A 10,768-nucleotide genomic window follows, 5' to 3' on the forward strand; every position below is an offset into this window, starting at 1 on the left:
TGTGGATTCTCGCTTTAATCAATTCGATGGTGTCTGGAAGATACCTGTTGGGCTAATTGCGATGTAAACGTCAAAACGACAGCGCAGGAACGAGAAAACTCCCGGACTTTTCCAATCGGTTTTTGAGAATGACCTGGTCCTTCGATGTGCCAGTGGCGCCCGATGATGTCCTCGGGGAAGAAGCTGCCGGACCGCAGCTTCGGTATGCGCATTGTGATGTCGCCCACGCATGTGACCAGGTTGTGCTCGCGGTAGCCGTTGCGGCTGTTGGTGCCGCCGGTGCACGGCTGGTCTGTTTCAGCGTGCATGATGGCGCTCACGACGTTCTCGGCGAGATGCCTTATGAGCTCCCTCGGCTTGATCAACTCGTCCTCGAACCTCGGCACCGGGGCTTGCGAGGACATGCTTTCTGCTAGACTCTCCATTGCGGTCTTCGTCCTTTCCAAGAATCCGTTATGTCGCAATTTCAGATTCTAGGGTGAAGGCCGTCGCCCTACGGAAATCTCCTCAAACCGCTTGCTTGCACCAGCTTTCCCGACGCGATCTGAACGGCATGAGGTGGGTCGCGACAGGTTCGATGCCGTGGTTGCCGCCGAATCGGCCGACTCTACCTTCGCGCGGAGCTGCTCGAGTGATTTGCCGTATGCACGACGGGTGTGTCGAAAACGCTGCTTTTGAGGCCGTTGCGCATCACTGTTATTACGGGCGATAGCGTTCACCATGGGGTATTGTCTCATTGATTTCGCAATTATGTTTAAAGGCAATTTCGTAAAGTGCGATCCGGGAGAGCATATACAGCTCCTCATCGGAATCGTTGTCGTAGTCGAACACGATGTGCTTTCCGAGAACTCTATCCATCTCTTCAAGCTTAGCTCTTCCCCAGATGGCATTGCTTTTTCCTGATGCCCCGTCGAGGTAGTTGATTTTCTCGAGGTTGTAGCTAAATTCTGCCAGTTCGTGGCAGTCGCAGTAGCAGTATTCAAGATGTAAAGCCCAATCCGTGTTGCCACTCTCGATTTCTGTATGGTTGGCGTCTAATCGGGACATGTTTTGCAGGACGTTGCGCTGCGATTCGATGGCGAAGCGCCAAGCGTTTTTGTATCTTTCGGCAGCGATTTTGTTCGCAGGGTTAGACGGGTTGAATAGCAACGCTCTTTTTGCGAAGTCGTATACATAGGCATTGTTTGCACCGAATCGTTCGATTTCGGCATTTTTGAGGCGTTCGACGTAGGAAGGCTCTGATTCATTTTCAGCGCGTGCGGGAACGGGAATGGTACGAAATTCCTCAATCCTGCTTTCTTGGAATCTCTCCAATGTACATCCTATTTTGTTAAGAAGGCTATAACGGTATTTGATATGCGCAAAAACCTGGTCGATGTGGATGCAAATATCCTTGCCCCAGCTGTTTGCCTCGTTGATGAAAGCGTGTCCATGTAGATCGCAGTTCCAAAACGATCCCAGAAAGTTTTTGTTCACCCAAACTAAATAGGGACAAGTAACTATATCGGCTGTATGGAACACGTTCTTGTAACGATTCGTTTCGACGGGGTGCACGGCGCACAGAGAACGCAGAAATTCAAAGTATTTTTTATCGGTACCCTCTCCATTTAGGCCAACCATATTGAACGCATCGGTCCGCGCATCTTCTTGGCTCAAATCGACGCCAAGAATTTTAGCAAGCATATCTATGCTGTCGAGCACTACTGAGGCGTTGTTGATGAAGTTAATGAAATCGAATGCGCTACCGTGTTCCATCTTGCCAAGTACCTGATCGTTCAGGTATCCCACGGTATCACGAATGCGGTGTTCGCATGCGCAGATACAGTCCCAAGTGGGAACACCTCGGTAGCTTTTCTTTTTGAAGGCTTTCTCCATAAAAGAAATTTGCTCCGAAATATGTTCGTGGGCATTAAGCGAGGCATGGAACTCTTCAATCAAATCAGGATCGAGGTGTATCTGGAATGATTTTTGCTTTTTCATGATTGCACTCGGTTTCTCTGGGCGGGAACGACTTTAGTATATCGTTGAAATAGGGATCTGCGCGACATGGGTGTCATTCCACCCACTGAGTAAAAGCGTCTGTGGTTTCGGTCTCGGATGCTTTTCGATATGAGCACATCGTGGTTTATTCGGCGGTCTATGTGGTCATTGGAGTTGCGGCTCTTTGACTTTTGCGGTGGTGCAATCTTGCGGGGCTCTAGCAGCTAGCAAAAACTAAAGATGCGCTATTGCTCATTATTTTTCCGGCTACCGGAATGAGGTTGATGTTAAAAACAACGTCAACAATAAAAGTGCGTAATGGGGCTGATCTGCCGATTCCTCCGTTCATTGAGTGGAATTGCAACATATGCTAAACGCTCAATGAAAAAGCAAGGAGGGAGCGGTGGAGATTCGCGGAGACATGTACCCCAACGGACTCATAGATTGTATGCGTAATGGAACGATTAAAGTCATCGCGAGCATTAGGCGTTGTGGTGAGGCGCACCCATTGCTGATCTTTTTTGAGAGCTATCTTAGGAACGAGGTTGGCGTTGACGATGGGCATATTGTTGAGGTTGCGCTAGATGACGAAGGAAATGCGCGTCTCCGTGATTCGTCTGTTTTGAACGACTTCCTTGGATTCAGGATTGCCGACAAAAATCTCCCTATTATGTTTTGCTTGATGAGGTGCAGTATGCCATTTCGGACGAAGAGCTCAAAGGCAATGCCACCGCGATTATACGGAGCGCTCAACGGCTTGCTGCGCATGCGCAACGTCGATGTTTACGTTGCAGGTAGCAATTCCAGGTTGTTGTCATCCGATGTGATGACACAGTTCCGCGGTCGCGGTGACGAGGTAAGGGTGCGGCCGTTGTCGTTTTCTGAATTCATGCAGGGTTTCGAAGGCGATAAATACGAAGGCTGGGCCGAGTACGTTGCATACGGAGGAATGCCGCTTACGAATCCTCCCAAGATTGAGGTGACGTTCAAGTCTGTTTTGAAGTCAAAGATAAGCACGAATACGATTTCTTCGTATATAGGGCATTTGGAAGAGTCATTCCTTATCGAGGAAGCGCGGCGTTACGACGTTAAGGGCAGGAAGAGTTTTGCTTAATCGGGACTCGCTCAGATAGGTTCCAAAAAAATCCGAAGTGAAGGCGCTCGTTATCTCGACGCCGCGGGACCTGCCGGTGTTCCGCGAGCTCATGGGCGAAGGTGCCGAGCTGGGCATGCTCTGGAGTATGCCCTCTAATCTTCGCCTGCATCTCCCTTTCATGGTTAATCGGTTCTCTAGGTGTAGCCTGGGATTTTCATGGATGCAAAAATAGAGCACTTATCTGCTTCACAAGCAATTAACTTATAGGTAAACTATTTCAGGGCAAACTTCGTTAGGAGTGTGAATGACGAGCGATAGATGGCAATTAAAACAGATAGCTGATTTCTTCTATTTGCTCGTTGACAATGACGATGAATCAGGAAAGGACATTCTGCAAAAGAGATTCAAGAAAGACAAAGCCGCTCACGAATCCCTATTTAATCTTATCGAGAAGATTGATGAAATGGGATATACAAATGGTGTTGAGTTCGCTTTTGCCTCTAAGCGCTTCGACACGATTAAAGGCACTTCGCTTAGCCTGATTGAGATTCGGCGCTTTGACAAAACGTGGCGTGTAATTACCTATCTGAGTAAAAAGAGGCAAAAGCTCGTTATGCTTGATGCGTTTGAGGCTCACAAACATATAAGTATGGAAAAGAAGATAGAACAAATAAAACCATTAGCAGAACACGCAATGCGCTTACTAGAAGAGGGTGAGTAACATGGCTATGAAGGTTTCCCTCGAAGAGTTTCTTGGAGTCGATGAAGCCCCTAAGCCGTCTTTTGAAACTGTTGCCGCAAAAATGGCGTTAGATTTTGAATCGGAAGTATTCTTACACATGAAAAAGCTTGGCATTAGGCAAAAGGACCTGGCAAAGCTAATGGGCGTAACCCCGCCGGCGGTTTCCAAGCTGCTGTCGAACACCTCGAATCTTACTTTTAAAACTATTGCAAAGATTGCTGTAGCTATGGGGTGTACGGTTTCGCCCATAACTCTGAATCAAACTTCGGAAATAAGTTATGCCAAGCTGGAAGATGAGGCGGAAGTATCCGCCCCGATATCGTTGCCATCCACCCCTGCGCAGTCGTTTTCTTCTTATGCTCCGAGCAAAGGCACGCAAACTCAACCAATCAAAGCAGATGAAACTTTGAAGCAAATGGGTACCATTTCGCTCAGGAGGATGGTGGCATGACGCAGACAAATTGGCTATCCCCGGTTCAACTCCTTGACACTAAGGTTCTTGGTCTTAGCCTCAACATAGAAGAGGGCTTTGCTGGTGGTGAGACGCATTTTTTTCTGACCATGAACTCTAACTTAGGACTTCCCGAGGTGCACGATGGGGCGCTGACGAGCAAATGCGTTCTGGAAGCAACAGGAAATTGGCTCCAAAGCGCAAATGCGGATGCCGATCCAGCGTTTACGGCCTCCTGCAAGCTGGGCATAACCGTCGCTATTCCCGAGGCGGCACTCGAATCTATTCCGGAAGAAGATCGGAAGGATTTTATACTGGCAAATTCCGTGTCAATTGCTTACGGGAAAATTCGCGCTGTTATCGAAAGCATTACCTCCGAAAGTCCTGTGGGCAGGCAAACGTTTCCTACGATAGACCCGTACGCCTTAGTAAAGTCCATGAGGAAGGTATCGCAATAACGAGTGTTCCTTCAAATGCTCGGACGATTAGAAGCCTGCTTTGCTAAATAACCAACCGCATTAGGAGGCCTATGAACATTTTGGGAGTCCATCTTCCCGATGAGCTTAACCGGGCACTTGCTGATGGCAGCTTGGTGATATTTGCGGGTGCCGGGGTGTCGATGCAGCGTCCCAAGCCGCTAGCTTCCTTTGTCGAGCTGGTCAAAAGCGCATCGGAACAATTTGATCCGCTTGACAACCTCGGGATTCGTCGCGCCCTTGATCAAGGAGAGGACGTTAACCTAGAAGCGGCGCTTGGCCTTCTTTCCCAAAAAGGAGATGTGCACCGTATTGCGCCTCTTTGCTGGAAGAAGAAACGTGCTCCGAGCTGCATAAGCATATCCTGACATTGGACAATCAGCTCTCCGCTCGTGTTGTAACAACAAACTTCGATTATCGGTTTGAATGCGCTGCAAAAGAGCTCGACATTGCCCCTCGCATATATAATGGCCCTGCGTTGCCTAAAGGCGATGATTTCACGGGAATCGTGCACCTTCACGGCGGCATTCGCTATCCGCATGAGATGGTGTTGACGGATTCGGATTTCGGTAAAGCTTACGTTTCTGACGGGTGGGCTGCCCGATTTCTGGTGAAGATGTTTTCTCGCTATACCGTCCTATTCGTTGGCTATAGCTGTAGTGACATGCTCGTTCATTACCTCGCGAGGTCGATTTCGGCAGAGATGAAAGGAAAAGTATTTGCGCTTGTAAGAAGTGACGAAGAGTCTGATAAGTGGCGCTATAGAGGCATTTCACCTGTTCAGTTTAGCGATTTTAATCAGCTTCCTGTGCTGTTTGAGGAATGGGGCAGAAGGACAAGGCTGTCGTTGTACGAGCGCGCCAACGTCGTCAGTTCTGCTGCTGCAAAAGGTGAGGAGCTTGATGAAGGGCTACGCACAGAGCTTCGCCGCCTATTGAGCGACTCGATGTATCCGCCCGAGGAGCGTGCGGCGCTAGCCGAGTCGTTCGCCCAGTCGGCGAATGGCGCAAGTTCGTTTCGTTTACTTGTTGCTATCGGAGTGACCTCCTTTTTATACGATGATGAATTTCCGTCAGAGCAAGAACCATTGTTTCGATGGGTTGTCCGCGATGTGGCGTTGAGCGATTATCGCGCGGTGTTGCTGGAGGCTGCAAAAGCGGACAGACATCTTTCAAAAGGGTTTTGCTCTACGGTTTTGTGGGTGCTGCATAGTGGAGGCGCCTCGGAGGATTGTCTTGCGGCTTGGCTGGCATATTTTGAGCCGCAGTATATCTCACGAGATGGAAGTTGGTACGCCTTGGTCGGCATTGTCGAGAAAACCGCTAATCCCAGAGTGGTGCTGCGCGTGCTTAAGCTGGCTTTTTCATTTTCGACAACATATAAAGCTCCTCAATCTGGAGAGCAAGAGGGCTTTGCTGTCCAGTTTTGTTTTGATTCCGATGCCGAAACAAAGAGGATGATACAAGCGGCGCTTGCTCATTCTGGTGAAATAGGTAAAGAGTTGTTCTCCTATCTCGTTGAGAAGCTGGAAGAAAGGGCGGAGATTGAATCTGCTTTCGGTACTTCGTCTTTGCCGTTTGACTCTGATAGCTTCTCGCGGTCGGCCATCGAAGAACACGAGCAAGATGCCTATCTCAAAGGAACAATTCACGTTTTAGTGTCGCTTGCTCGCGATTTAGGCTTGGAGCTAATTAACCACGGGCTTTTAGATGTCGGTGCCGTAGAGCGGCTTTGCGTATCTCGTTCGTGTTTCGTGATGCGCCTAGGCTTGTTTTTCCTCCGTTATATAGACCTTGACGCCGACCGCACGCTTGATGTTCTTCTCGCTGCCGAATGCAAGGAAAAGTTAAGTGCTAAGCACGAGGTGTTCATGCTGGTTCGGTTTGCGTATCCTCGTTTATCCGAGTCAGGTAGACGCAAGCTCATGGATTACGTCCATGGGAAATACCCCGACTTGGCTAGCAATTTTGACGCGTACGGGAGATTTAACATTTTTCGCTGGCTGCTGCGAGACAGCCCCGAAGACTCTCTTTTGAAAGGAGAGTTGAGCGAAATAAAGCAACGATACCCCAACTTTAAGGAAAGGGAATATCCGGACTTGAGTTGGAGCACCTCGTCATGCCATTTTGAGGACGACTCGCTTCCTCCTATGCGCGAGCAAGCGTTTAACGCGGAGGCTTTGCTAAAACGGTTGGATGCGGTGCGAAAAGAGGGGCACCCAATTCTTCCCTATGAAGTTGTCGAGCAGCCAATGAAGGCTTATCCGGCAAGAGCGATTGCAGTTTGTCTCGATTTGCTTGAATCCGGCGAAGATGGCAAGCGGTTAGCGGCAGCTTCTCTTAGCCAGATTACGTGGAAAGACGTTCCCTCTTCTGCATGGAAAGAGGCATTCGCTTTGCTGTCGAGATGTCTTGTTGACGATAAGACATATCAACAAGCGCTATTCGGGCTGCATGAGCTTGCTTTGCAAGAGGGGTTTCTAATCCAAGAAGGATTCGACGAATTGCTCGAGACGGCAATTGATGGCATCTCTCGTTGGAATTGCAACACGAAATCATGCGAACGCACCGATTGGTTGACTACCTCAATCAACGCACCCGTTGGCCTTGTTTGCGATATCGTAAAGCGTTCTGGCGTATGCGCTGGTTCCGATGATGCAAAAGGGGAAGTGACACATGCGCGGGTGCAAAAGTTGGTACGCTTGGTTGAAAACGATGCATTCAAGTCAAATTGCCTTGCGGCAAGCTTGCTTTCCGAAGTGAGCTATTGGACAAACGCGAATATGGAATGTGCAAAAGCTTGCTGTCTTCCCTTTCTTGAAGTGGGATCTTTGGGATTTGATGGTGCGCTTTGCGGACTTGGATACCTGAATTTAGTTTCCGAAAAAGCTTGGATGCTGATTCGAGGGCGTTGGCAAACTATCCTTTCCGTCTTTGATTCAATGTGCTCGAATCAGGGGATTGCGGGTGTTTGCGCGCTGTACGTTAGATGCTCCGTTTTTTATGATGCTCCCCCGGAGAGGAGCCGCATTGTTGCATCATGCCGCGCCTATCCGAAATTGTGCTCTATAGCCATTCGGGTGCTTGTTGATTGGGCCTTGCACTTAGGGGGGGATTGCAAGTCGCAAGAATGGGGGCAGTGGATTTTAGCCGCGATTTCCCAGTTGCTCGAAAACGAAGATTGCTATAAGGAAGCTGCGACCGGGTTGCGCAGGCTATTGAAAGCGGAAGGGCTGCCTGCTCGCGATGCGATACGAATAATTGCGAAATACTGTGAAAGGGAATGCGGCTCAAGACTATTTTGGGATATTCCGCTTGATGAAATTGTTGCTTGTGCGGAAATTACGGATGAAGAGAAGGCCTGCTTTCTCCGAGCAATGCTTAAAAGCGCAGACTATTTTGCAATGGAGCGTGAGGATATATGCAACGCGATTAACGGTTTGGATGTTTCCAAGGCTTCCGAGAAGACGTGCACAGATCTTCGGGAACTATGCGTCTTGCACTTAGGCGGCGTGGTGCCCGAGGCCCTGAAGTCTTTGAAATAGAGGTAGGCAGGCGCATGGAATGGGCGTTTGAGGGCGTATCACTGCCGGCGCATTGGTAACACCTGCGCCTTTCGCGGGCATTTTCTGCAAGAAGGGAAAAGGGCTCGCTCCCGATTCCTCGCCCTAATGCCAACCGTAATCACCAAATTCCCTGGTAGAATTGCGTCAATTGACATTCCGGTAAGGGGGCCGTATGGCCACTCGCTTTCGCTTCGCTAAATCCACGTTGGTTTGGCTCCTTGTGCTGGTAATGGTTGCTTCATGCATCCCGTGCGTGCGTCCTGTTTCGTCGACGTACGCGGACATCCCGATGTCCGATCAACCTAACGAGGGGAACCTCGTTCTTGTTGTGCGGTTTAGCGATCAGACCGACCGCGACACGTACAACTCCGTCGTTATCGGTCAAACATCCTCTTGGCAGTCGACCATGTCGGCCTTCAGTAAGCGTCAAAGATAGCGCGTCTTAACACACCTGATCAGTTGACTGATGATCGTCGCAAACGCTTTCGATCGGGAGGTTTGCGATGTCCGTCAACGGAGACGCCGCAAGGCGGGACATGTGGGCCGGGCGCATAGAGCGCTGCCTGGCCTCGGGCATGGCCATCGGCGAGTGGTGCTCGCTGAACAAGGTGAACAAGTCGAGCCTGTACAGGTGGCTCGCCGTCTTCCGCGACGAGGAGCCCGGCCGCTTCGCCGGGAAGAACTCCGAGACGACGGGATGGGTGAAGGTGACCAGGCAGGGCATCGCCGACGCCAAGGCCATCGTGCCGGCGGCGGGTCCCGCCGCGCAGGGCGCCGCCGACCCGGCCGAAGAAGGGGCGGAACGCAAAGGGCCGTCGTCGCCGCTGCCCATCCGCGCGCTGGTGGGCCGCGTCGAGCTGGCCATACCGGCGGGCGCGGCGGAGGCCGACATAGCCGCGGCGATGCGGGCGGCGGCGTCGCTGTGAACCCGTTCACCACGCCCGACGCCATATACATATCCAAAAGGCCCCAGGACATGCGCGCCGGGATCCAGCGCCTGGCCTCGATCGTGGCGGCCGACTTCGGGCGCGACCCGATGGACGGCGCGCTGTACTGCTTCGTGAGCCGCGACTGCGAGAAGATGAAGCTGCTGCGCTTCGACGTCAACGGCTGGTGCATGTGGTACGTGCGCCTTTCCGAGGGCGGCTTCAGGTGGCGGCACTCGGAGGACGGCGAGCTTCTTCCGCATATCGAGCGCCGGCAGCTGCTTTGGCTGCTGGAAGGGCTTCCCGCGGAGCTGCCCCAGGCGGCCGCGCCGGTCGCCGCCGGGAAGGTTCTTTAGCCTAAAAGCATGGATTGACCTGGGAGTATATGGGAAAATATGCCCATGGGGAAGCAAACGGACATATCGGCCGCCGAGCAGATCGCCCGCCTGATGGCGCAGGTCGAGTCGCTCTCGCGCGACAACGAGCGGCTGGCCCGCGACAACGCCGAGCTGGCGAAGGCGGCCTCCGAGGCCGCGCGGGCGCCGGAGGCGCTGGCCGAGGAGCTGCGCGCCGAGCTGGCGGCGGTGAAGGCCGAGCGCGACAGGCTCATAGAGCTGGTCCGCCTGTCCAACCAGCGCTTCTTCGGCTGCAAATCCGAGAAGGTGATGCCCGACCAGCTGTCCCTGTTCAACGACATGGAGGCCGCGGCCGACGGGTCGCCCGAGCCCGCCTTCGACGAGGCCGTCCCGCCCAAGCCCCGCAAAAGGGGCGGGAAAAGGAAGATCGACTACTCCAAGCTCGAGCAGGTGGTGGTGCGCCACGAGCTGCCCGCAGAATCGCGGGAATGCCCCGGGTGCGGCGCGCGCTTGGAAGGGTTCAGCGTCGAGGTGACGTATTCCCTGCGCATGGTGCCCGCCCATCTGGTGGCCGAGCGCCACGAGCGCGAGGTCTACCGCTGCCCGGGATGCTGCGGGGCCAACGCCGCCGGCGAGGAGGTCCCCGCGGGCATCGTTCGCGCGCCCATGCCGAGGCCGCCGATCAAGGGGTCGTTCGCCACGCCGTCGCTGATAGCGTACGTGGTGAACGGCAAGTACTCGAACTCCCTTCCCCTGTACCGCATGGAGCAGGAGTTCAGGTGCCTGGGGGCAGACGTGTCTCGCCAGAACATGGCGAACTGGGTGATGCGGTCGTGGGAGCTGTGGCTTTGCAAGATGAGGGCCCGCATGAAAGAGCATCTGCTCATGGGCGACATAATCCATGCCGACGAGACGGAGGTGCAGGTGCTCAAAGAGCCCGGGCGCGAGGCGAAGTGCAAGTCGCGCATGTGGCTGTTCGCCGCGCCGGCCTGCGATAATCCCGTTTATATCTACGAATACAGCCCGACCAGAAGCGGCAAGGTGGCCGAAGGCTTCCTGCGCGGCTGGTCGGGATGGCTCGTCACCGATGGCTACCAGCCGTACTTCACTCTGGAAAACGGCTGTATTCGTCAACCATGAAACCGGCATTTCGCTATGCAGGTTTTCGACACTTCG

11 protein-coding genes are annotated in these 10,768 nt (G+C 52.6%); 9 read left to right on the forward strand and 2 right to left on the reverse strand.

Features of this window, described 5'->3' with window-relative positions:
* Window positions 1-14 precede the first annotated feature (14 nt).
* Both RDW26_RS01145 and RDW26_RS01150 read right to left on the reverse strand, forming a co-directional pair.
* Window positions 15-425: a transposase gene (locus RDW26_RS01145; protein ID WP_307982179.1), complete on the reverse strand. Its 411-nt coding sequence runs from the start codon at window positions 423-425 to the stop codon at window positions 15-17.
* Window positions 426-699: 274 nt separating this feature from the next.
* A complete protein-coding gene (locus RDW26_RS01150; protein WP_307982180.1) occupies window positions 700-1,980 on the reverse strand; it encodes a hypothetical protein in 1,281 nt (426 codons plus the stop codon).
* Window positions 1,981-2,383: 403 nt separating this feature from the next.
* Between RDW26_RS01150 and RDW26_RS01155 the strand changes: the two genes are divergently transcribed.
* The 9 genes from RDW26_RS01155 to RDW26_RS01195 all read left to right on the forward strand — a co-directional run bounded on the left by RDW26_RS01155 (window position 2,384) and on the right by RDW26_RS01195 (window position 10,732).
* Complete coding sequence (locus tag RDW26_RS01155; RefSeq protein ID WP_307982181.1) at window positions 2,384-3,094, forward strand: AAA family ATPase; 711 nt, start codon at window positions 2,384-2,386, stop codon at window positions 3,092-3,094.
* A gap of 286 nt (window positions 3,095-3,380) precedes the next feature.
* Window positions 3,381-3,797, forward strand: a complete 417-nt coding sequence (locus RDW26_RS01160) for a hypothetical protein (RefSeq protein WP_307982182.1) — start codon at window positions 3,381-3,383, stop codon at window positions 3,795-3,797.
* Window position 3,798: 1 nt separating this feature from the next.
* Window positions 3,799-4,269, forward strand: coding sequence for a helix-turn-helix transcriptional regulator (locus RDW26_RS01165; RefSeq protein WP_307982183.1), 471 nt, complete (start codon window positions 3,799-3,801; stop codon window positions 4,267-4,269).
* Complete coding sequence (locus RDW26_RS01170; protein WP_307982184.1) at window positions 4,266-4,727, forward strand: hypothetical protein; 462 nt, start codon at window positions 4,266-4,268, stop codon at window positions 4,725-4,727. Before RDW26_RS01165 ends, RDW26_RS01170 begins: the two co-directional genes overlap by 4 nt.
* A gap of 71 nt (window positions 4,728-4,798) precedes the next feature.
* A complete protein-coding gene (locus RDW26_RS01175; protein WP_307982185.1) occupies window positions 4,799-5,113 on the forward strand; it encodes a hypothetical protein in 315 nt (104 codons plus the stop codon).
* Window positions 5,114-5,115: 2 nt separating this feature from the next.
* On the forward strand, window positions 5,116-8,289 hold the full coding sequence (locus RDW26_RS01180) for an SIR2 family protein (RefSeq protein WP_307982186.1): 3,174 nt from the start codon (window positions 5,116-5,118) through the stop codon (window positions 8,287-8,289).
* A 524-nt stretch (window positions 8,290-8,813) separates the two neighbouring features.
* Window positions 8,814-9,236: a hypothetical protein gene (locus RDW26_RS01185; RefSeq protein WP_307982187.1), complete on the forward strand. Its 423-nt coding sequence runs from the start codon at window positions 8,814-8,816 to the stop codon at window positions 9,234-9,236.
* Complete coding sequence (tnpB, locus tag RDW26_RS01190) at window positions 9,233-9,592, forward strand: IS66 family insertion sequence element accessory protein TnpB (RefSeq protein WP_307982188.1); 360 nt, start codon at window positions 9,233-9,235, stop codon at window positions 9,590-9,592. The genes RDW26_RS01185 and tnpB overlap by 4 nt, the downstream gene beginning before the upstream one ends.
* Before the next feature lie 45 nt (window positions 9,593-9,637).
* Window positions 9,638-10,732, forward strand: a complete 1,095-nt coding sequence (locus RDW26_RS01195; protein ID WP_307982189.1) for an IS66 family transposase — start codon at window positions 9,638-9,640, stop codon at window positions 10,730-10,732.
* Window positions 10,733-10,768: the final 36 nt, after the last annotated feature.

Source organism: uncultured Senegalimassilia sp., from assembly GCF_902464545.1.
Classification (GTDB): domain Bacteria; phylum Actinomycetota; class Coriobacteriia; order Coriobacteriales; family Eggerthellaceae; genus Senegalimassilia.